This window comes from Bradyrhizobium sp. USDA3516 (assembly GCF_057651995.1).
In genome coordinates, this window is sequence record NZ_JBYGYN010000001.1 from 562,609 (window position 1) to 583,037 (window position 20,429).

The following is a 20,429-nucleotide window of genomic DNA, read 5'->3' on the forward strand; positions in this document are numbered from 1 at the left end:
ACCGTGCCTCCAAGCTCTGCATGAAGCTCTGCATGACTTGGAGCCCAGGCCCTCGGCATCGGGGCACAACGCTGTCTCTGCAACCATGCAGACAGAGCTTAGCCGGTCAGGGCGAGGCAGGTTTGCGACAGGTCAAGCCGACCCGGCCATCATCGCTCGCCAAATGCGGTGATGTCCGCCTCGGAGCGCGCAGCCGCTGCATCGCTCACGGCTGCAAGGCATATGCGGCTAGCGCTTAGCCATCAACTCGAGCACCGGAGCAAAGCGCTCCGCGAACGTCAATGTCTTGGCATGATGGACCGCGGCAAAGGATGCCGATATTCCCGCCGAAGCGACCGCCAGCAAGGCAATTGCGAAAACCAGACGGCGCATGTCCGCCTCCTGTGTGAGCTCGACTACTCCATAGAGATGGGACGGCTCTGTTTCAGGACGGTTTCGTGGGCTGGGAAATTGATGTCGCTCAAGCAGCTGTGATGCGATCCTGCTTATCTCGGCCCATTCCGTAACCAACTAACAAGGGTGGACGTGTTTTGCAGCGCCGGCCGAGTTGGGAATTTCTTACCCGCGACCGCGATCCCAGGCACTGCGACGACGAGCAACATTCGCTGGAATGGGAGTCATCGAGGACGACGCAAATGAAGATCGTGATCCAGAAGCTCAATGGCCTGTGGCACCTCATCGTCGGATCGAGCCAGATCCGAACGCCGTTCCTGGACACCCAGGACCGCGCGCTGGTGGTCACTTACGCCCGCCGCGCCTACCCGGGCGCCAGGATCTTCCAGCGCGACTGACGTGAATACCGTTAGTCCTCGTCCGCCGGACCGCACCAGCCGGGCAGATAGATCGCATTCTTGCTTCTGGCCGCGGCCATCGCCTTCTCCAGCGCCTTGTCGAAATCGGCCTCAACCGCCTTGCGCGAGACCTGCCGGCGCAGGAAGTCGGCCCACAGGAATTCGGAGAACGGCGTGGTGTCCTTGGCGAAGCCGCCCATGCGGCGCAATTCGCCGGCAAGGCTGCGGAACGGATCGTCCTTGAGGTCGGCGACCGATTTCGGCAGGTCGCGGAACGACCGCCGCTCGCCCTTGGCGTCGTAAGGATAGACCCAGCGCTTGTTGTCCATGACGCCCCAGAAGGCCTCGCGCTCCACCATCCTGAGGTCGCCGACGATGGTCACCAGCACCTCCTTGACGCCTTCGTCGTGCAGCGCGCGGCCGAGGTGATGATGGTCGATCACGTAGTAGCGCGCGTCGGGGCCGTACACGACGGGGATCATGTGCTTGCCGAGCAGATCCGCCTGCTTCTTCTTGCCATGCTCGCGCCAGCGCTTCCGCTTCTCCTTGACCTCGCGCATGCCGACCGTCATCTGCGTCGGCCGGAGCGACAGGATGGGCACCGGATGGACTCTCGGCTCGCGCGCGTTGGTCGTGGTCATGATCCAAAGGCCCCTGGCATGGCAACGAACGGTTCGGGTTCCCGCGACTATGCCATGGGTCCCGTGGCGGCAAAATCCGTTCAGAGGACGCGCAGATCACAAGTCGATACCGGCCGGTAAAAAAGACGTCCTCAATGGCTGTCGCTGTCCCCTGCGTTGCAGCACAACAGTCGCCACTGACACGACGGCCCGTTCCTGGATCGCGGTGCAGCGGTCCATGCGCCAATAGCATCAACGTACAGATGCACCCTGGAATTGCGAAGATTTACTGCAACACGTGCCTCACCTGTGCTATCTAGATCGCTGCTTCGGAGTGATCCCCGCCCCATGAACAACCAGCGACCCATAAGCTCTGATGAGGAGCACCGGGTGCTCCAGTTCAGGCCGCGCACCCCGCCGTCCCCGGGGGTCCAGCGCGGCAATGGCTCCGTGAAACCGCTCCGCGTCACGCCCGAACGGTCGGACCTGTCGCGCTACGAGCAGCCGCGCGCCGAGCCCGACAATTACCGGCAGCGCATGCTTGCCAACATCGCAGCGCTCGCCTTCACCATCGCGCTGACGGCGATCGGGATCTGGCTCGCGGTCAGCATCGCCGACCTGCGCCGGACCCAGGATTGCGTGCTGATGGGCCGCCGCGACTGCGTCAAGATCACGACGCCGCATATTTAAGGACCGGCCCCGGCACGGACCTCGCGGCGGAACGGTCCCCAGCCGGCATCCTCAGCCCGCCTCCGGTGCTGTCCCCCGGCGCCTGCCCGGCTCCATTGAACTCAGGGCGGCGCTCCGATATACGGGCTTTCGACCCGGCCAGAGGGGGGTTTGAGGGCGTCATCAGGGCGCGATGCCCAGCCACCGTGCCACTCTGGACAATCTGACAAATACCTGCAATATATCAAAGGCTTAGTGATGTCCTCCACATTCGATCAGGTCGCCACGATCATCGCTGAAACCTGCGACATCCCGCGCGACACGATCACGCCGGATAGCCATGCCATCGATGACCTCGGCATCGACAGCCTCGATTTCCTCGATATCGCCTTCGCGATCGACAAGCAGTTCGGCATCAAGCTGCCGCTGGAGAAGTGGACTCAGGAGGTCAACGACGGCAAGGCGACCACCGAGCAATATTTCGTGCTGAAGAACCTGTGCGCTCGCATCGACGAACTGGTTGCGGCCAAGGGCGCGAGCGCCTAAGGGCGCAGTCATGCAACTCGAATACTTCCACATGATCGATCGCATCGTCGACCTCAAGGTCGACGAGAAGACGATCGTCGTCGAAGCGCAGGTCCCGCAGGAGAGCACCATCTTCGAGGGGCACTTCCCGGGTTATCCCTTGATGCCCGGCGTGCTCCTGATCGAATCGATGGCGCAGGCCTCGGGCTGGCTTCAACTCGGCGTGTTCAGATTCGAACGCATGCCGATCCTGGCCGCCGTGAAGGAGGCCAAGGTCCGCGGCTCGGTCTTCCCCGGCGATCTCATGAGCATCGAGGCGAGCCTCACCCATGAAGGCTCCGGCTATGCCATGACCGAGGCCAAGATCAGGGTCGGCGGCAAGCTGCGCGCCAATTCGGCGCTGACCTTCACGCTGATTCCCTTCCCCAATGCGAATATGCGCGGATACATGGCGAAGGTCGCCGAGCGCGTCGGATTTCCGCAACAGGCCGTATCGTCATGACTGACACTCCCGCTTTGAAGCCGGGCCAGACCGAGGTCTGGATCACCGGCATTGGGCTCGCCACCTCGCTCGGCGAGGGCCTTGATGCCAACTGGGCCGCGCTTTCCGAGAAGCGCATCAATGTCGACGAGAAGGGCTTTGCGCCCTACATCGTGCATCCCCTGATGCCGGTATCCTTCGACAGCCAGATCCCGAAGAAGGGCGACCAGCGCCAGATGGAAGCCTGGCAGCGCATCGGCACCTATGCCGCCGGTCTTGCGCTCGATTCCGCAGGCATCAAAGGCAACAAGGACATCCTGTCGAAAATCGACATGGTCGTCGCCGCCGGCGGCGGAGAGCGCGACATCAACGTCGACAGCGGCATTCTCACCGCCGAGGCCAAAGGCGCCAATGCGCCGGGCTTCCTCAACGAACGGCTGATGAGCGATCTCAGGCCGACGCTGTTCCTGGCCCAGCTCTCCAACCTGCTCGCCGGCAACATCGCCATCGTGCACGGCCTGGGAGGCACCTCGCGCACTTTCATGGGCGAAGAGGTCGCCGGCGCCGATGCCGCCCGCATCGCGCTCGCGCGCATCGCCTCGGGCGAGAGCGATATCGCGCTGGTCGGCGGCTCGTACAACGGCGAGCGCAAGGACCTGCTCGTCCTCTACGAATTCGGCGACTTCAACCTGAAGGACAAGTTCGCGCCCGTGTGGGCGCGCAAGGACCATCCCGGTTTCGCGCTGGGCTCGGCCGGCGCCTTCCTGGTGCTGGAATCGAAGGCGCATGCACAAGCGCGCGGGGCCAAGCCGTTCGCAAAGCTGTCGAGCGTCGTCGCAGACCTCGCCAAACGCAAGCAGCCCGGCGACATGACCGCGACACTCGAGAAGCTGTGGGACAAGCTGCCCAGGCGCGAGGGCAAGGGCGCGATCATCACCGGAGCAACCGGCGCGGAGCCCGCGACCTCGGACGAGCGCGACTTCCTGAAGAACCATGCCGATTTTCCGGTGCGCTCGACCGGCACGGTGTTCGGCCACGCCATGGAAACGCAATTTCCGCTCGGCATTGCCCTCGCCGCACTGTCGATCTCGCGCGGTGCGCTGTTCCCGCCGAACGATTCCACGGGGACCGAGATTGAAATGCAGGGCGCGCCCACCCAGATCGTGGTGGTGGGGGCCGGACACTGGCGCGGCGAAGGCATGGCGCTGGTCGAAGCGGTTTAATCAGCTCAAGCGGGGATCGACATGACTGCACCACGCGACAAACTCGGGCGTCCCGTCGTCGTCGTCACCGGCATGGGCATCATGACCTCGCTCGGCGCCGGCAAATCCGACAATTGGGCAAAGCTCGTCGCCGGCGAATCCGGCATCCGCACCATCACGCGTTTTCCGATCGACGGCCTCAAGACCACGATGGCCGGTACGGTCGATTTCGTCAGCGCCGATCCGTTTTCCTCCACCGCCCTGTCCGAGCGGATGGCCGAGCTGGTGACGCAGGAAGCGCTCGAGCAGGCCGGCATCGGCGCCAAGGCCGATTTCCCGGGTCCGCTTTTCCTCGCGGTGGCACCGGTCGAGGTCGAATGGCCGCAGCGTCGCGAGCTCGGTCGCGCCGTCGGCCAGCAGGACATCACCTATGACGATCTGCTCCGCATTTCCGGCGGCGGCAAGTTCAGCGCCTATCATCATCGCTTCATGTTCGGCTCGGTTGCCGCCTATCTCGCCGAGACCTTCGGCACCAAGGGCTCGCCGATCTCGCTGTCGACGGCGTGCGCGTCCGGAGCCACCTCGATCCAGCTCGGCGTCGAGGCGATCCGCCGCGGCGAGACGGACGCGGCGCTGTGCGTCGCGACCGACGGCACCGTGAACCCGGAAGCGCTGGTGCGCTTCTCGCTGCTGTCGGCGCTGTCGACCCAGAACGACCCGCCGCAGGCGGCCTCCCGTCCTTTCTCCAAGAACCGCGACGGCTTTGTCATGGCCGAGGGCGCCGGCGCGCTGGTGCTGGAGAGCTATGAGGCGGCCACCGCGCGCGGCGCAAAGATCCTCGGCGTGATCGCCGGCTGCGGCGAGCTCACCGATTCCTTCCATCGCACCCGCTCCTCGCCCGACGGCAAGCCGATCATCGGCTGCATGAACAAGACGCTGGCCGATGCCGGCATGACGCCGGACCAGATCGACCACATCAACGCGCACGGCACCGCGACGCCCGAGAACGACAAGATGGAGTTCAACACGACGTCGGCCGTGTTCGGCGAGCTCGCGCAGAAGATTCCGGTCACCTCCAACAAGTCGATGGTCGGCCACACCATCTCGGCCGCCGGCGCGGTAGAGGCGATCTTCTCGCTGCTCACGCTCGAGCATCAGCGCATTCCACCGACCATCAACTACGACAATCCGGATCCCACAATCCTGTTCGACGTCGTCGGCAACAAGGCCCGCGATGCGCGCGTGACCGCGGTGATGTCGAACTCGTTCGGCTTCGGCGGCCAGAACGCCTCGCTGATCCTGACCCGCGAACCGGCCTGACCGGACGCATGGCGCTGCTTCCTGCGAGCACGAAGGCCCGCGCGCGGGAGGCTGCCAAATCGCTCGGCGGCAGCCTGATCGGCGCCGCGACCGTCGCGATGCTCCGCACCACGCGCTATTTCGATCCGGCCAGGACCTCAGACTTCTTCGCGCGCGCCGTGAAGCTGATCGGGCCGCGCCTGCGCGAGCACCGCATCGGCCGCGCCAACCTCGCCGCCGCTTTCCCCGAGAAGTCACCGGAGGAGATCGAACGGATCCTGATGGGCGTCTGGGACAATCTCGGCCGCGTCGGCGCCGAGTTCGCCCATATCGACCAGGTCTGGAACTACGATCGCGACCACCCCGAGAAGAGCCGGATCGAGATTGCAGAACGCAGCATCGAGCTGTTCGACCAGATCCGCGACGACGGCAAGCCGGCGCTCATCTTCGCGGCGCACCTTGCGAACTGGGAATTGCCGGCGCTCGCCGCGGTCGCGCATGGGCTGGACACCGCGATTCTCTATCGCCGCCCGAACATTGCCTCGGCCGATCGCATCATCCAGGAGATGCGCCAGGTCAACATGGGCACGCTGATCCCGGCCGGCCGCGACGCGCCGCTGCGGCTCGCGCAGGCGCTGAAGGACGGCAAGCACGTCGCCATGCTGATCGACCAATATCTAACGGCCGGCGTCGAGGTCACGTTCTTCGGCCGCAAGACCCGCGCCAATCCGATGCTGGCGCGCCTGTTGCGCCAGGTCGAATGCCCGATCCACGGCGTGCGCATCATCCGCCTGCCCGACGGCCGCTTCCGCGGCGAGATCACCGAAGAGATTCAGCCGGTGCGCGATGCCGACGGCAGGATCGACATCCAGGGCACGACGCAGGCGATCACGAGCGTGGTGGAAAGCTGGGTCCGCGAGCATCCCGAGCAGTGGCTATGGCTGCATAGAAGGTGGCGGTAAATACCCGTCATTGCGAGCGCAGCGAAGCAATCCAGAGTCGTGCCACGGAAGGAGCTGGATTGCTTCGTCGCTTCGCTCCCCGCCAATGACAGGCGCTACTACCGCCCCGTCTTCACTTTCGTCCACAGCCGATTGATGATCCGCTGCGTGGCCGGCTCGCGCGCCGTGATGACGAACAGCTTTGCGAGCGTAGCCTCGTCCGGATAGATGTTCTTGTCGTTCAGGATCTTCGGATCGACCAGCTTCTGGCTGGCAAGGTTGCCGTTGGCGTAGGACAAGAAGTCCGAGTTCTTGGCGGCGACGTCAGGACGGTAGAGATAGTTGATCAGCTCGTAGGCTTCCCTGACGTTCTTGGCATCGGCGGGGATCGCGAGATTGTCGAAGAACATCTGCGCGCCCTCCTTCGGGATGGTGTAGCCGATCTCGACGCCGCTTTTGGCTTCCGCCGCGCGGGCGCGGGCCTGCATGATGTCGCCGGACCAGCCGACCACGAAGCAGATCTCGCCGGTGGCGAGCGCGCTCAAATATTCGGAGGAGTGAAACTTCCGCACCGACGGGCGGACCTTGGCGACGGCGTCGGCGGCCTTCTCGAGGTCGGCCTGCTTGGTCGAGTTCGGATCGAGCCCGATATAGCTCAGCGCCGCCGGGAAGATGTCGTCGGCGGAGTCGAGCATGTGCACCCCGCAGTCCTTGAACTTCGCGAGGTTCTCCGGCTTGAAGACGATGTCCCAGCTGTCGATCTTGGCGTCCGGGCCGAGGATCTGCTTCACCTTGGCGACGTTGTAGCCGATGCCCGTCGTGCCCCACATATAGTTGGCGGCGTAGACGTTGCCGGGGTCGTAGGTGGCCAACCGCTGCGTGACGACCGGCCAGGCGTTGGCGAGATTCGGCAGCTTCGACTTGTCGAGCTTCTGGAAGATGTTGGCCTTGATCTGGCGCTGCAGGAAATAGGCGGTGGGCACCACGACGTCATAGCCGGACTTGCCGGCCATCAGGCGCGTCTCCAGCGTCTCGTTGGCGTCGAAGGTGTCGTAGACCACCTTGATGCCGGTCTCCTTGGTGAAGGCCTCCAGCACCTCAGGCGCCATGTAGTTGGACCAGTTGTAGAAGTTGACGACGCGCTCCTCGGCGCCTGCGGCAGCGGAGAGCAATGTCAGCGCTGCGGCGATCGCGAAACCAAGGCCAATGCCGGAGCGACTGACGTTCGTCATCTCTCTACCTCTTGCGTCCACGCACCGCATCCGACAGCCGCTCCAGCGCGGTGTCCAGCGTCTGGTCCTTCTTGGCAAAGCAGAAGCGCACCACCGAGGTCACGGGGTCCTGCTCGTAGAACGCCGAGACCGGGATCGCCGCCACCTTGTAGTCTTTCACGATCCGCCAGCAGAACTCGGTATCGCTCTCGTTGAGCCCGAGCGGCGACAGGTCGACGGTGAGGAAGTAGGTGCCTTGCGACTTCAGCACGGGGAAGCCCAGGCTCTCCAGGCCCTTGGTCAGCCGGTCCCTGCTCCGCGTCAGGTCCTTGCGCATCGACAGGAAGTAGTCGTCGGACTTGCCGAGGCCGTAGGCGACTGCGGCCTGCAGGTTCGGCGCGGTGGTGAAGGTCAGGAACTGGTGCACCTTGGCCGCGACGCGCAGCAGCGGTGGTGCGGCGCAGACGAAGCCGATCTTCCAGCCCGTCAGCGAGAAGATCTTGCCCGCCGAGCCGACCTTGATGGTGCGCTCGCGCATGCCGGGGATGGTGATCAGCGGGATATGCTTGTGCTCGTCGAAGGTGACGTGCTCCCAGACCTCGTCGCAGATCGCGATGACGTCGAACTCCTGGCAATAGCGTGCGAGCAGCTCGAGATCCTCGCGCGGATAGACCACCGCGCTCGGATTCAAGGGGTTGTTGAACAGCACCGCCTTGGTCTTTGGATTGAAGACGCTTTTCAGCATGTCCTCATTCAGCCGCCAGTGCGGCGGCTCCAGGCGAACCAGGCGCGGAATGCCGCCGGCCTGGCGGATGATCGGCAGGTAGGAATCATAGACCGGCTGAAAGCAGACCACCTCGTCGCCGGGCTGGACCACCGCGAGGATCGCCGAGGTCAGCGCCTCGGTGCCGCCCGAGGTGACCATGACCTCGCTCATCGGATCGAGCTTGAGGCCGTGCCAGTGGCCGTAATGGGTCGCGATCGCCTGGCGCAGCTCCGGCAGGCCCATCATCGACGGGTACTGGTTGTAGCCGTTCAGCGAGGCCTCGGCCGCGGCGCGGCGAATGTCCTCGGGGCCCGGATCATCGGGGAAACCCTGACCGAGATTGATGGCGTTGTTGTCGCGCGCGGCCTGCGACATCGCCTCGAAGATGGTGACGGGAAGGTCGGCGAAGACCTTGTTCAGCGAAGAGCTCTTGGTCGTCATTGCGCGGTTAGCCACCGACCTTGCTGGGAAGACCCGCCGCCTTCCAGCCGAGCATGCCGCCGGCCAGGTGCTTGTCGTAAGGCAAGCCCGCCGCCTGCGCCGCCAGCGAGGCCGTCACCGACCGCTTGCCCGAGCGGCAGGCGAACACGACCTCCTTGCCGGCGGGATCGGGGATCGCCTTGGGATCGAAGGTCGAAAGCGGAACCACGACGCCGTAGGGGTAAGCCTCGGCCTCGACCTCGTTCGGCTCACGGACGTCGACGAGCAGATAGCGCCCTTCCGCGACACCCTTGGCGACCTCGTCCGGGGTCAGATCCTGCACTTGATTTGCCACATCATCCTCCAACGTCGCGGGCCGCGTGCCGGGGCGATCCCGGCCGGCGGCAACCTCGCCTCTCGGGAGACGAAAATCAAGCGCCACAAAGGCTTGAGCCGCGCGGCGCAAGTTAAAGCTAAATCGCAGCGACTTGAAGTCCGCGTTGAGTCTCCGTCCTAGATCGTCACCTGCGTGCCGACCTCGACCACACGGCCCGAGGGGATCTGGAAATAGTCGGTGGCGTCGTTCGCGGAGCGGCTGAGCGAGATGAACAGGCGGTCCTGCCAGCGCGGCATCCCGGAATGGGCGGCGGGCTTGAGCGCCCGGCGCGACAGGAAGAACGAGGTCGACATGATGTCGAACTGCCAGCCCAGCTTGCGGGCGATCGCAAGGGCCTTCGGCACGTTGGGCGATTCCATGAAGCCGAATTTCAGCGTCACCTTGGAGAAGGTCGGCGAAATCTGCTCCAGCTTCACCCGTTCGGCCGGATCGATCCGCGGGGTCTGCGCGGTCTCGATGGTGAGAATGACATTCTTCTCGTGCAGCACCTTGTAGTGTTTCAGACTATGCATCAGCGCAGTCGGCGCGCTGACCGGGTCCGAGGTCAGGAACACGGCGGTACCGGGCACCCGCTGCGGCGGCCGCTTCTCCAGCATCGCCACGAGATCGGCGAGCGGGAATTCGAGCTTGCGCGACTTTTCAAACAGCAGCCGGCTGCCGCGCCGCCACGTGTACATCAGGATGATCATGAGCGCGCCGAGCGCCAGCGGTACCCAGCCGCCCTCGAACACCTTCAACAGGTTCGCGCTCAGGAAGGTCAGATCGAGGAACAGGAACGGCGCAATCAGCGCGCCGGCGGCAAGCGCTGACCAGCGCCACCCCTTCCAGATCACGACGAAGCCCATCATCGCCGTGACCACCATGGTGCCGGTGACGGAGATACCGTAGGCGGATGCGAGTGCGCTCGATGACCGGAACAACAGCACCAGCAGCACCACCGAGATCAGCAGCAGCTGATTGATGCGCGGGATGAAGATCTGGCCGGAATGGGCTTCCGACGTATGGCGAATTTCGAACCGCGGCAGCAGCCCGAGCTGGATCGCCTGACGCGTCAGCGAATAGGCGCCGGTGATGACGGCCTGGCTCGCGATGACGGTCGCCATGGTGGCGAGCACGACCATGCAGCCTCGGAGGAAGCCTTGCGGGAATAGCTGGAAGAATGGGCTCACGATGGCGCCGGGATCGCCGAGCACAAGCGCGCCCTGCCCCAGATAGTTTAGCGCCAGCGAGGGCAGCACGATGATGAGCCAGGCGGTCTGGATCGGCCGCTTGCCGAAATGGCCGAGGTCGGCATAGAGCGCCTCGGCGCCGGTCACGGCCAGGAACACCGCGCCCAGCGTCACGAAGCCGATGACGCCATGGTGCAGCATGAAGTTCACGGCGTGGAGCGGGTTGAGCGCGAGCAGCACCTGCGGCTGCTGGACGATCTGAGGGATGGCCGCCACCGCCAGGACCGCGAACCAGACGCACATGATCGGGCCGAAGAAGGCGGCAACGCGCGCCGTGCCGCGCGACTGCACGGCGAACAGGGCGACCAGGATCACCACCGTCAGCGGCACGATGTAGGGCTCGAACCTCAGCGTGACGTCCTTCATGCCCTCGATCGCCGACAGCACGGAGAGCGCCGGCGTGAGCACGGCATCGCCGTAGAACAAGGCTCCGGAAATGATGCCGAGCAGCACGATGGTCGCGCTGCCGCGGCCGGTGCCAACCGCCCGTTGGGCCAACGCCATCAGCGCCAGCGTGCCGCCCTCGCCGTTGTTGTCGGCGCGGAGCAGGATCACGACGTATTTGAGCGTCACCACAATAATGAGCGCCCATAGGATCAGGGAGAGCACGCCGAGCACGGCCGCAGCCGTCGGCAGGCCATCGTGCCCAGAAGCCGCCGTCACCGCCTCGCGGAACGCATAGAGCGGGCTGGTGCCGATATCGCCGTAGACGACGCCGATGCTGCCGAGCGTCAGCGCGCCGAAACCGGCGGTGGTATGGGCCTCGCCATGCCCATTGGGCGCCGCCGTTTCCGGGGCGGGAACTGCTACGTCGCTTGTCATGGGAGAGCCCGATGGCCTCTAAAAATGCTTCGCTGCACAACGGCGGAAGAGCGCGGGCTTATAGTCCTGCGCCATCGGCATAGCCTAGCCCGATTCTGGGCCATTGCCATGCAAATCTGCATAGATGCGCCAGTTGCATTCTAGATAGTGACCTGGGTTCCGACTTCCACCACCCGGCCGGTGGGGATCTGGAAGTAGTCGGTGGCATCGTTGGCCGACCGGCTCAGCGCGATGAACACATGATCCTGCCAGAGTGGCATGCCGGACTGCGCCGAGGCCTTCAGCGACCTGCGCGACACGAAGAACGACGTCGACATGATGTCGAACTGCCACCCCTGCTTGCGGGCGATGGCAAGCGCCTTGGGCACGTTCGGCTGCTCCATGAAGCCGAAGCGCAGGCGGACCTTGGAGAACTTGTCGCTGATCTTCTCCATCCTGAACCGCTCCGACAGATCGACCCGGGGCGTCTGCGCGGTCTCGATGGTCAGAATCACGTTGTGCTCGTGCAGCACCTTGTTGTGCTTGAGATTGTGCAGGAGCGCGGTCGGCACGAAGGCGGGATCGCTGGTCAGGAACACCGCGGTGCCCTTGACGATGTGCGGCGGCCGCTTCTCCAGGCTGCGGATCAGATCGTCCAGCGGCACCTCGATCCGGCGGGTCTTCTGGATCAGGATTGCCGAGCCCTTGCGCCAGGTCCAGATCGTCCCTGCCATGACGATGCCGAACAGCAGCGGCACCCAGGCACCTTCGAGCAGCTTGAGCAAATTGGCGCTGAAGAAGCTCAAATCGACGATGACGAAAGGCACGATCAGGGCTGCGGCAGTCGCGGCGCGCCAATTCCACAGCTTCCAGATCACGACGAAGCCCATGATCCCGTCAGCGACCATGGTGGTTGAGACCGCAATGCCGTAGGCCGAGGCCAGATTGCTGGGGGTGTGGAACAGCAGCACCAGCAGCATCACGCCGATCAGCAGCAGCCGGTTCACGCGCGGCAGGTAGATCTGGCCGGCATGCGATTCGGAGGTGTAGCGCACCTCGAAACGCGGCAGCAGGCCGAGCTGCACGGCCTGATAGACCAGCGAATAGGCGCCGGTGATCACCGCCTGGCTCGCGATCACGGTCGCGGCCGTCGCGAGCCCGACCAGCGGCAGCACCAGCGTCTCCGGCACCATGCGATAGAACGAATGCTGGATTGCGCTGGGATCGGACAGCACCAGCGCACCCTGCCCGAAATAGTTGATCAGGAGCGCGGGTAGCACGAAGAACATCCAGGCGGACTGGATCGGCTTGCGCCCGAAATGGCCGAGATCGGCGTACAGCGCCTCGCCGCCCGTCACCGCCAGGAACACGGCTCCTAAGGTCACGAGGCCGATCGTGCCGTGCGATAGCACGAACTGCACCGCGTAATAGGGATTGATGGCCGCGAGCACGGTGGGGTCGTCGGCGATGTGGACGGCCCCCATGATGGCAATGACGGTGAACCAGATCACCATCACCGGCCCGAAGGCCGAGGCGACCAGCGCGGTCCCCTTGCTCTGGACCGCAAACAGCAGCACCAGAATGAGGACGGTGACCGGCACGACATAATGCTCGAGCGCGGGGGTTGCGAGCTTCAGGCCTTCGACCGCCGATAGCACCGAGATCGCCGGCGTGATCATGGAATCGCCGATGAACATCGAAGCGCCGATCACGCCGAGCGCGAGCAGAACCCAGCTTCGCCGCCCGAGCGCGCGCTGGCCCAGCGCCATCAGCGAGAGCGTGCCACCCTCCCCGTTATTGTCGGCGCGCAGCAGCAAGAGGACATATTTGGCGGTGACGACGATCAGGAGCGCCCACAGGATCAGCGAGAGCACGCCGAGCACGATGACGCGCGAGACCGGCTCGCCATGGGCGGCGGCCTTGACCGCCTCGTGGAATGCGTAGAGCGGCGAAGTGCCGATATCGCCGAAGACGACGCCGACGCTCCCGAGCGTGAGGGCCCAAAAGCCTGTTTTGACCGGCTGCCCGTCGTGGGTCTCGGTCGATGTGGTGCTCGCCGCCATGGAGGTGAGAAACGCCTCGTCCCTGAAATTGATCCGGCGCCTTTTGACGCTTCCGGTGCACCTGTCAATCGGCTCCCCACCTTAGCAGGCGTTGAGACGGATGCTGTGACGGCACAGCCACGCTCGCCGCCAGCGCGACGACATGCCTCAGGTAAGATGGTAGCGCAAGGGGTTACGGCTTCAGATTCGGCGGCAGCGGCGGATCCTCGCGCATCAGGGTGATGGTCACCCGACGGTTGGCTGCGAGCGAGGGATCGTCCGGAAACAGCGGCTGAGTATCGGCTTTGCCGGAGACGGCGAAGATGTGCGACAGCGGCAGCCCCTGGCGCTCGAGGATCTGGCGCACGGCGTTGGCGCGATCGGCCGACAGATCGAAGGCGCCATAATCGCTGCGGGTCGGCACGAACCCCGCCGCGGTGTGGCCGGCGATGGAGACGCGGAGCGGCGTCGCCTTGAGCGGGATCGCGAGCTTCTCGATCAGGCGGCGGGTGCGGTCGTAGGGCACCTTGGAGCCGTCGGCGAACATCGAGCGGCCGTCCTGGTCGACGATCTCGAGGTTGAGACCCTGCTTGGTCTCCTCGAACATGATGTGCTTGGACATCTCGGTCAGCTCCGGCATGTCCTGCAACGCCTGGCGCAGCGAGGCCGCGGCCAGCGCGAAATTGCGGTCGACCTTGATCTTCGCGCCGGAGGTCTTTTCGCGGTCTTCCTGATCGGGCGTCGGCGTGTTGGAGGCATCTTCCGGCTGGATGTGGTCGACGTTCTTGAGCCGCGGGCGCGTTGGCAGGCCGTCGGATTCGACGATGCCGGAGTAGCGCGCTTCGCTCTGCACGCCGAATGCCTCGCGCATTGAGCCCGCGACGATCTTCAGCTTGTTTGCATCTTGCGTCGAGAACGCGACCAGCATCACGAAAAACGCCAGCAGCAGCGCCATCAAGTCGGCGAAGGTCACGAACCAGCCGTGGCCACCGCCGTGAGCATTGCCGCGCTTCTTCTTGGCCATCTCTCAATATCCCGATGGCGGCCTTAAGCCGGCACCGGCTCGCCTTCGGTGTGACGATGCTTCTCCGGCAGATAGGCCAGCAGCATTTCGCGCACCAGGGTCGGGCTCTTGGAGTCGCGGATCATCAGGATGCCGTCGATGATCAGGGTGCGGTTGGTCTCCTCGTCCAGCAGCTTGCCGTGTAGCTTGTCGGCAATCGGCAAGCAGACCAGGTTGGCGACAACGGCGCCGTACAGGGTCGCCAGCAGCGCGGTGGCCATGAACGGACCGAGCTTGGAGGGATCCGACATGTTGGAGAACATCTGCACCATGCCGAGCAGCGTGCCGATCATGCCGAACGCCGGGGCGCAATCGCCGACGGCGCGGTAGATCTTGCTGCCTTCGTCGAGGTGCATCAGGAAGTTGTCGCGGTCCCGCTCCAGATTGTCGCGAATGAAATCGAGGTCGTAGCCGTCGGCGACATAGCGGATGCCCTTGGCGAGGAACGGCTCGTCGGTCTCGACCTTCTCCAGTCCGACCGGGCCTTGCTTGCGGGCGATTTCCGCGATGCGGGCGAGCTCGTCGACGAGGTCGTGAGCCGAAAGCCGGCTCAGCGTGAAGGCAAATTTCGCGCCCAGCGGCACGCCGTGGATCATCGCGGACAAAGGAAAGCGGATCATCGTTGCTGCGAACGAGCCGCCGAAAATGACGATGACGGCGTGGATGTCGTAAAACATCCCGAAACTGCCGCCCATCAAGATCAGGGTCGACACCACAATGGCGCCCGCGACCAACCCGACAAGTGTTGCGATATCCATTGCCGACTCCAACACGTACGCAACAGCGGCTGTCCTGGCCGCCGGCGCGGCCCAACGCGAACCGCTTCGCAGGACCCTAGAGCGCCGCCCTTAAAGCCGCGTAAAGGTTAAGTCTCGACGACGTGCCGCGCGCCGCCTTAAATGATCCGGTTGCCGTCCAGCGATAGGAATTTCAACCTTTCGCTAACCATGACCCGGCGCGCCGCGACGTCACCTCGGCTGCGGCCCTCCGCCACATCGTGGACGGGGATCAGTTGGTGTCTGCTGGCGTTGCGACACGGCCAATCGCGGAGCTATCGCGATGTTGATGCTATTCGGTCTACTCACGGCGCTGCCCGCGGCGCTGGCGTTCCACCTGCTCGAGCCGGAACTCGTGCTTCCGGCGTTCAGCGTGCTGCTCTTTATCGAGGCCGCCTTCGCCGTGCTCGCAGCGCAACTGATGCAAAGCGCAGGGAGCGCAGAGGACATCACGCTTTGGGACCTTGCCGGCGGCTTCACCCTGATCGGATGCGCCGCCGCCGTGCTCGGGGAACCGGATCAAGCCGCCCTGCTTCTGACCGAGCAAGGCGGCCTCCGGCCGTCGTCGCGGCCGTAGATGGCCCTGAAGCGCGACGCGCTCCAACAGCCGTCAATGGATCTCCGCCGAGCGTTTCAGCGCGGCCTTGAGCTTCTCGAGCGAGAAGTCGGGGCTGCGGGCGATCTCCAGGATCGGCGTTTCGCGGCGGCCGCATAGTTCCGCCGCCTCCGGCAGCTTTGCGGCAAGGTCGAGCGGGATCACGATGGCGCCATGCCGGTCGGCGTGGATGAGATCGTCCGACTTCACGGTCATGCCGGCGACGCGCACCTCGCCCCCGAAGCTTTCCGCGTGCACCCAGGCGTGCGACGGGCCGATCGAGCCGGCCAGCGCCTGGAAGCCAGGGGCCCATTGCGGAATGTCGCGGATCGAGCCGTCGGTGATGACGCCGAGGCAGCCGAGCGCCTTGTGCACGTTGCTCTGTACCTCGCCCCAGAACGCGCCATAGCCGACATCGGGTCCGTCGATGTCCTGGATCACCGAGATACGCGGGCCATGGCCGGTGCCGACATATTCGTAATATGCGATGCGGCGCCTGGACTGCTCCTCGGCCGGAAGCGATGATTTCAGCACCGAGCGGATCGTCACCGTGCGGGCATAGCCGACGATCGGCGGCAGGTCGGGAAACGGACAGACCAGTTGCCTGGTGGTGTAGCCGATCAGCCGCCGCTCGGGCGCCACGATCTCCATGGCATTGCAGATCGTCGGCGTGTCGTAGCGGCCCAGCGCCTCGAGGACGGAAGCGGGCAGCGGCCCGGCGGCGGAATTGGTCACGGCGTTCTCTCCCAGGTTGGCGGCGATTGATTGCGCGTTGCCGCCGGCACAAGGGCGATATAGCCGAGATCGGGCCGTGGCCCAACTCAGGCAGGCTTCATGGCAGATATCCGCGGGCGCCGCTCAGTGCAGCCGGCGGTCGTCCTGGGGCGGCTCCGACAAGTTCGCCAGCGTCGGCGCCGATGGCGGTGACGGGACCTCGCCTCCCGCTGGCCCGGTGGCTTCCATCGCGCGCGCCTGGTCGCGATAGGATTTGTAGCCGAGCGGCAGCGCCAGAAGATACAGCACCGTGCCGATCGACAGCACGTGCCAGGGATAGGCGATCAGGAGCGCGATGAAGACGATCACGGCGACGAAGGCCGGCAGCACCAGCTCAGGCGGCACGCGCATGCGCTTGGTCTTGCCGGAGAACACCGGCAGGCGCGACACCATCAGAAACGCGATCAGGAGCGTGTAGGCCGCGGTCACCGCCGCAGGTGTGCGGCCGAGATCGAGGAACGCGACATAGATCGGCAGCAGCACGGTGATCGCGCCGGCGGGCGCCGGCACGCCGGTGAAGAAATTGGCGGCAAAGGCCGGCTTGTTCGGATCGTCCATGGTGGCGTTGAAGCGCGCGAGCCGCAGGCCGCCGGAAATCGCGAACACCATGGCGGCGATCCAGCCGGCATTGCCGAGCTCGTGCAGCTGCCAGAAATACAGCATCAGGCCCGGCGCCACGCCGAAATTGACGAAGTCGGCGAGACTATCGAGCTCGGCGCCGAACTTCGACTGCCCCTTGATCATGCGCGCGATGCGGCCGTCGATGCCGTCGAGCGCGGCGGCGAACACGATGGCGTAGACGGCGAGCGACATGTGTCCCTCGATCGACAGCCGGATCGAGGTCAGGCCGGCGCAGATCGCCAGCAGCGTGATGACGTTGGGCACCAGCATCCGCACCGGGATCGGCCGGAACCGCCGGCGGCGCGTATCGGGGTCCTTGAAATCATAGGGCGTCATGGCTCGTCCTCACCTCAAGGCGAGATATAGCAAGCCGCATCCCCCTCCGCCATTGCGGCGGAACGCCTGCGAGGGCTACTATTGGTTAATTGGCGCGGAACGCGCGGCCCGGGTCGTCGCCGGCAAGGTCGGCCAGGATCGTCTCTCCGGCGATCGCGGTCTGCCCTTCCGAGACCAGCGCCTTGGTGCCCACGGGCAGGTAGACGTCGAGGCGCGAGCCGAAGCGGATCAGGCCGAAACGCTCGCCGGCGCCGATCGCCTGCCCCTCCCTCACGAAGCAGACGATGCGCTTGGCGACCAGGCCGGCGATCTGGACCACGCCGATCCGCGCCGTCGGCGTCGTGATCACCAGCGAGTTGCGCTCGTTGTCCTCGCTCGCCTTGTCGAGCTCGGCGTTGATGAAGAGGCCGGGCCGATAGGCGATACGGTCCACCCTGCCCGCCACGGGGGCGCGATTCACGTGGCAATTGAACACGCTCATGAAGATCGAGACGCGCGGCAGCGGCCGGTCGCCGAGCCCGAGCTCGGCCGGCGGCAGCGCCATGGTGATCATGGAGACACGCCCGTCGGCCGGCGACACCACGAGACCCTCGCGCATCGGCGTCACGCGGACGGGATCGCGGAAGAACAGCGCGCACCACACGGTCAGGATCGTGCCGATCCACCCCAGCGGCGACCACAGCCAGAACAGGAGCAGGCTCGCCAGCGCAAAGGCGCCGATGAAGGGATAGCCCTCCTTGTGGATCGGCGGGATCTGACGCTGGATCGAATCGAGAATGGACATTGCTTTTTTGCCGGTCGGGGTTGATGCCACGGGTCGTTGCGCGGGCCTGTTTAGGCCAGACTTGGTTTAGGCCAGACTTGGGACCGGAGACAAGGTCACTCCGCCGCCGCGGGCGTCGTCAGGCTATCTTCGACCGGTGGCGGCTCCCGGTTGGGCGCGGCATTGGTGTCGGCCATCTTGGCCAGTTTCTCGCGCGCCGCCTCGGCCTCGCGCTGCCTGTTCCACATGCTGGCATAGAGCCCGCCCTGCGCGAGCAGGCTCGCGTGAGTGCCGCGCTCGGCGATGCGGCCCTGGTCCAGCACGATGATCTCGTCGGCGCCGACGATGGTGGAAAGCCGATGCGCGATCACCACCGAGGTGCGGTTCTTCGCCACGCGGTCGAGCGCCCCCTGGATCTCGTGCTCGGTGTGGGTGTCGAGCGCCGAGGTCGCCTCGTCGAGCACCAGGATCGGCGGCGCCTTGAGCACGGTGCGCGCGATCGCGACGCGTTGCTTCTCGCCGCCCGACAGTTTCAGACCGCGCTCGCCGACCTGGGTCTCGTAGCCCTTCGGCGCCATGCGGATGAAGTGGTCGATCTGCGCCAGCCGCGCGGCCTCCTCGACCTCGGCATCGGTCGCATCCCAGCGGCCGTAGCGGATGTTGTAGCGGATGGTGTCGTTGAAAAGCACGGTGTCCTGCGGCACCATGCCGATCGATGCGCGCAAGCTGGCCTGCGTGACCTCGCGGATATCCTGGCCGTCGATCAGGATCCTGCCGCCGGAAATGTCATAGAGGCGAAACAGCAGCCGCGAGATGGTCGACTTGCCGGCGCCGGAGGGACCGACGATGGCAACTGTCTTGCCGGCCGGCACTTCGAAGCTGATTCCCTTGAGGATGGGGCGCGTCGGCTCATAGGCAAAGCGCACGTCCTCGAAGCGCACGGTGCCGGCGGAGATGACCAGCGGCTTCGCGCCAGGCGCATCCTTGATCTCGGCCTCGCGGCCGAGCACGCCGAACATCTTCTCGATGTCGATGATCGCCTGCTTGATCTCGCGATAGACCATGCCCATGAAGTTCAGCGGCTGGTAGAGCTGGATCATCATGGCGTTGACCAGCACGAAGTCGCCGACCGTGTTGGTGCCGTTGCGCACGCCGATTGCGCACATCAGCATGGTCGCGGTCAGGCCCAGCGTGAAGATCACCGCCTGGCCCGTATTGAGCACCGCGAGCGAGGTATAGGTGCGGACGCTCGCCTCCTCGTACCGCTCGACCGATTTGTCGTAGCGCTGCGCCTCGCGCGCCTCGGCACCGAAATACTTCACCGTCTCGTAGTTGAGCAGCGAGTCGATCGCCTTGGTGTTCGCCTCGGTGTCGGAATCGTTCATCTTGCGGCGGATGCCGATCCGCCACTCGGTCGCGACGTAGGTGTAGTACATGTAGAGCGTGACGGTGATCAGGGTGGCGACCACGTAACGCCAGTCGAATTGCCAGAGCAGCACCGCCAGCAGCAGCGAGACCTCGACGATGGTCGGGATCAGCTGCAGGATCACCATGCGCACGATGACCTCGATGCCCTCGCGCCCGCGCTCGAGCACGCGCGTGAGGCCGCCGGTCTTGCGCTCCAGGTGAAAGCGCAGCGACAGCTCGTGCATGTGGATGAAGGTAAGGGTCGCGAGCTTGCGCACCGCATGCATGGCGACGCGTGCGAAGATGCCGTCGCGCCATTGCGTCAGCACCGCCATCAGGATGCGCATCGCGCCGTAGCTCGCGGTCAGCAGCAAGGGCGAGGCGATTACCCAGAGATGCCAATTGTCGGCCGCGACCGGCGCGGTGTTGGCGCCGGTCAGCGCATCCGTCGCCCATTTGAAGCTGAACGGCACGGCGAGTGTGATCAGCTTGGCGGCGAGCAGCAGCACCAGCGACCAGACCACCCTCATCTTCAGGTCGAAACGGTCGCCCGGCCAGATGTAGGGCCACAGATGCGCCAGCGTGCCCATCAGCGTGGCCCCGGCCTGCGATCCTGCCCCGGACGGATCAGGAACGTCGGCGCCGTCGAACGATTGAGGTTGGTCCATCAAGAAGCCTGAAAGCCCGCCGGATGCGGGCG

At 65.1% G+C, this 20,429-nt stretch carries 21 protein-coding genes; 8 read left to right on the forward strand and 13 right to left on the reverse strand.

The annotated features are described in order from the left end of the window. Positions 1–228: 228 nt before the first annotated feature. On the reverse strand, positions 229–372 hold the full coding sequence (locus tag AC24YW_RS02925) for a hypothetical protein (protein ID WP_487481285.1): 144 nt from the start codon (positions 370–372) through the stop codon (positions 229–231). 263 nt (positions 373–635) lie between these two features. Here AC24YW_RS02925 and AC24YW_RS02930 point away from each other — a divergent pair, with 263 nt between their 5' ends. Further along, positions 636–791 (forward strand): hypothetical protein, encoded by a 156-nt coding sequence (locus tag AC24YW_RS02930; protein ID WP_165637160.1) that lies wholly within the window; start codon positions 636–638, stop codon positions 789–791. A gap of 11 nt (positions 792–802) precedes the next feature. On the opposite strand, the gene AC24YW_RS02935 is transcribed toward AC24YW_RS02930, so the two are convergent. Next, entirely contained in the window at positions 803–1,432 is a 630-nt protein-coding gene (locus tag AC24YW_RS02935) for a ParB-like protein (RefSeq protein WP_487481286.1), read from the reverse strand. A 327-nt stretch (positions 1,433–1,759) separates the two neighbouring features. Between AC24YW_RS02935 and AC24YW_RS02940 the strand changes: the two genes are divergently transcribed. The 6 genes from AC24YW_RS02940 to AC24YW_RS02965 all read left to right on the forward strand — a co-directional run bounded on the left by AC24YW_RS02940 (position 1,760) and on the right by AC24YW_RS02965 (position 6,549). After that, the gene (locus tag AC24YW_RS02940) at positions 1,760–2,101 is read left to right on the forward strand and encodes a hypothetical protein (protein ID WP_487481287.1); all 342 of its coding nucleotides are present in this window, start codon (positions 1,760–1,762) and stop codon (positions 2,099–2,101) included. A gap of 237 nt (positions 2,102–2,338) precedes the next feature. Further along, complete coding sequence (locus tag AC24YW_RS02945) at positions 2,339–2,626, forward strand: acyl carrier protein (RefSeq protein ID WP_007592476.1); 288 nt, start codon at positions 2,339–2,341, stop codon at positions 2,624–2,626. A gap of 10 nt (positions 2,627–2,636) precedes the next feature. Beyond that, positions 2,637–3,107 (forward strand): 3-hydroxyacyl-ACP dehydratase FabZ family protein, encoded by a 471-nt coding sequence (locus tag AC24YW_RS02950; RefSeq protein ID WP_487481288.1) that lies wholly within the window; start codon positions 2,637–2,639, stop codon positions 3,105–3,107. After that, a complete protein-coding gene (locus tag AC24YW_RS02955) occupies positions 3,104–4,309 on the forward strand; it encodes a beta-ketoacyl-ACP synthase (RefSeq protein ID WP_225146556.1) in 1,206 nt (401 codons plus the stop codon). Before AC24YW_RS02950 ends, AC24YW_RS02955 begins: the two co-directional genes overlap by 4 nt. Positions 4,310–4,330: 21 nt before the next feature. Beyond that, a complete protein-coding gene (locus tag AC24YW_RS02960) occupies positions 4,331–5,608 on the forward strand; it encodes a beta-ketoacyl-ACP synthase (RefSeq protein ID WP_036001392.1) in 1,278 nt (425 codons plus the stop codon). A gap of 8 nt (positions 5,609–5,616) precedes the next feature. Continuing rightward, entirely contained in the window at positions 5,617–6,549 is a 933-nt protein-coding gene (locus AC24YW_RS02965; protein ID WP_487481289.1) for a lipid A biosynthesis lauroyl acyltransferase, read from the forward strand. Between the two features lie 98 nt (positions 6,550–6,647). Here the strand turns inward: AC24YW_RS02965 and AC24YW_RS02970 are convergent, their stop codons facing one another. The 7 genes from AC24YW_RS02970 to AC24YW_RS03000 all read right to left on the reverse strand — a co-directional run bounded on the left by AC24YW_RS02970 (position 6,648) and on the right by AC24YW_RS03000 (position 15,215). Further along, positions 6,648–7,760, reverse strand: a complete 1,113-nt coding sequence (locus AC24YW_RS02970; RefSeq protein WP_487481290.1) for a polyamine ABC transporter substrate-binding protein — start codon at positions 7,758–7,760, stop codon at positions 6,648–6,650. A 4-nt stretch (positions 7,761–7,764) separates the two neighbouring features. Then, positions 7,765–8,946, reverse strand: a complete 1,182-nt coding sequence (locus tag AC24YW_RS02975; protein WP_487481291.1) for an aminotransferase — start codon at positions 8,944–8,946, stop codon at positions 7,765–7,767. A gap of 7 nt (positions 8,947–8,953) precedes the next feature. Further along, complete coding sequence (locus AC24YW_RS02980) at positions 8,954–9,280, reverse strand: rhodanese-like domain-containing protein (RefSeq protein WP_025035596.1); 327 nt, start codon at positions 9,278–9,280, stop codon at positions 8,954–8,956. 158 nt (positions 9,281–9,438) lie between these two features. Next, complete coding sequence (locus AC24YW_RS02985; protein WP_487481292.1) at positions 9,439–11,373, reverse strand: potassium transporter Kup; 1,935 nt, start codon at positions 11,371–11,373, stop codon at positions 9,439–9,441. A 140-nt stretch (positions 11,374–11,513) separates the two neighbouring features. Continuing rightward, a complete protein-coding gene (locus AC24YW_RS02990; RefSeq protein ID WP_487481293.1) occupies positions 11,514–13,415 on the reverse strand; it encodes a potassium transporter Kup in 1,902 nt (633 codons plus the stop codon). 172 nt (positions 13,416–13,587) lie between these two features. Beyond that, complete coding sequence (locus tag AC24YW_RS02995) at positions 13,588–14,418, reverse strand: flagellar motor protein MotB (RefSeq protein ID WP_487481294.1); 831 nt, start codon at positions 14,416–14,418, stop codon at positions 13,588–13,590. 23 nt (positions 14,419–14,441) lie between these two features. After that, positions 14,442–15,215 (reverse strand): motility protein A, encoded by a 774-nt coding sequence (locus AC24YW_RS03000; RefSeq protein ID WP_487481295.1) that lies wholly within the window; start codon positions 15,213–15,215, stop codon positions 14,442–14,444. Between the two features lie 301 nt (positions 15,216–15,516). Between AC24YW_RS03000 and AC24YW_RS03005 the strand changes: the two genes are divergently transcribed. Beyond that, complete coding sequence (locus tag AC24YW_RS03005) at positions 15,517–15,810, forward strand: hypothetical protein (protein WP_487481296.1); 294 nt, start codon at positions 15,517–15,519, stop codon at positions 15,808–15,810. Between the two features lie 33 nt (positions 15,811–15,843). Here the strand turns inward: AC24YW_RS03005 and AC24YW_RS03010 are convergent, their stop codons facing one another. The 4 genes from AC24YW_RS03010 to AC24YW_RS03025 all read right to left on the reverse strand — a co-directional run bounded on the left by AC24YW_RS03010 (position 15,844) and on the right by AC24YW_RS03025 (position 20,397). After that, positions 15,844–16,563, reverse strand: a complete 720-nt coding sequence (locus AC24YW_RS03010; protein WP_487481297.1) for an RraA family protein — start codon at positions 16,561–16,563, stop codon at positions 15,844–15,846. 123 nt (positions 16,564–16,686) lie between these two features. Next, a complete protein-coding gene (locus AC24YW_RS03015; protein ID WP_487481298.1) occupies positions 16,687–17,559 on the reverse strand; it encodes a CDP-alcohol phosphatidyltransferase family protein in 873 nt (290 codons plus the stop codon). A gap of 85 nt (positions 17,560–17,644) precedes the next feature. After that, positions 17,645–18,373, reverse strand: a complete 729-nt coding sequence (locus AC24YW_RS03020) for a phosphatidylserine decarboxylase (protein WP_487481299.1) — start codon at positions 18,371–18,373, stop codon at positions 17,645–17,647. Between the two features lie 65 nt (positions 18,374–18,438). Continuing rightward, complete coding sequence (locus tag AC24YW_RS03025; protein ID WP_487481300.1) at positions 18,439–20,397, reverse strand: ABCB family ABC transporter ATP-binding protein/permease; 1,959 nt, start codon at positions 20,395–20,397, stop codon at positions 18,439–18,441. Positions 20,398–20,429: the final 32 nt, after the last annotated feature.

What these genes read in the sequence shown, in the direction of transcription:
- AC24YW_RS02965 (WP_487481289.1), top strand. Translation starts at nt 5,617, where the DNA reads ATGGCGCTGCTTCCTGCGAGCACGAAGGCCCGCGCGCGGGAGGCTGCC.
- AC24YW_RS02975 (WP_487481291.1), bottom strand. Translation starts at nt 8,946, where the DNA reads ATGACGACCAAGAGCTCTTCGCTGAACAAGGTCTTCGCCGACCTTCCC.
- AC24YW_RS02935 (WP_487481286.1), bottom strand. Translation starts at nt 1,432, where the DNA reads ATGACCACGACCAACGCGCGCGAGCCGAGAGTCCATCCGGTGCCCATC.
- AC24YW_RS02950 (WP_487481288.1), top strand. Translation starts at nt 2,637, where the DNA reads ATGCAACTCGAATACTTCCACATGATCGATCGCATCGTCGACCTCAAG.
- AC24YW_RS03015 (WP_487481298.1), bottom strand. Translation starts at nt 17,559, where the DNA reads ATGACGCCCTATGATTTCAAGGACCCCGATACGCGCCGCCGGCGGTTC.
- AC24YW_RS02955 (WP_225146556.1), top strand. Translation starts at nt 3,104, where the DNA reads ATGACTGACACTCCCGCTTTGAAGCCGGGCCAGACCGAGGTCTGGATC.
- AC24YW_RS02995 (WP_487481294.1), bottom strand. Translation starts at nt 14,418, where the DNA reads ATGGCCAAGAAGAAGCGCGGCAATGCTCACGGCGGTGGCCACGGCTGG.
- AC24YW_RS03000 (WP_487481295.1), bottom strand. Translation starts at nt 15,215, where the DNA reads ATGGATATCGCAACACTTGTCGGGTTGGTCGCGGGCGCCATTGTGGTG.
- AC24YW_RS02970 (WP_487481290.1), bottom strand. Translation starts at nt 7,760, where the DNA reads ATGACGAACGTCAGTCGCTCCGGCATTGGCCTTGGTTTCGCGATCGCC.
- AC24YW_RS02940 (WP_487481287.1), top strand. Translation starts at nt 1,760, where the DNA reads ATGAACAACCAGCGACCCATAAGCTCTGATGAGGAGCACCGGGTGCTC.
- AC24YW_RS03005 (WP_487481296.1), top strand. Translation starts at nt 15,517, where the DNA reads ATGTTGATGCTATTCGGTCTACTCACGGCGCTGCCCGCGGCGCTGGCG.
- AC24YW_RS03025 (WP_487481300.1), bottom strand. Translation starts at nt 20,397, where the DNA reads ATGGACCAACCTCAATCGTTCGACGGCGCCGACGTTCCTGATCCGTCC.
- AC24YW_RS02925 (WP_487481285.1), bottom strand. Translation starts at nt 372, where the DNA reads ATGCGCCGTCTGGTTTTCGCAATTGCCTTGCTGGCGGTCGCTTCGGCG.
- AC24YW_RS02945 (WP_007592476.1), top strand. Translation starts at nt 2,339, where the DNA reads ATGTCCTCCACATTCGATCAGGTCGCCACGATCATCGCTGAAACCTGC.
- AC24YW_RS02990 (WP_487481293.1), bottom strand. Translation starts at nt 13,415, where the DNA reads ATGGCGGCGAGCACCACATCGACCGAGACCCACGACGGGCAGCCGGTC.
- AC24YW_RS02985 (WP_487481292.1), bottom strand. Translation starts at nt 11,373, where the DNA reads ATGACAAGCGACGTAGCAGTTCCCGCCCCGGAAACGGCGGCGCCCAAT.
- AC24YW_RS02930 (WP_165637160.1), top strand. Translation starts at nt 636, where the DNA reads ATGAAGATCGTGATCCAGAAGCTCAATGGCCTGTGGCACCTCATCGTC.
- AC24YW_RS02960 (WP_036001392.1), top strand. Translation starts at nt 4,331, where the DNA reads ATGACTGCACCACGCGACAAACTCGGGCGTCCCGTCGTCGTCGTCACC.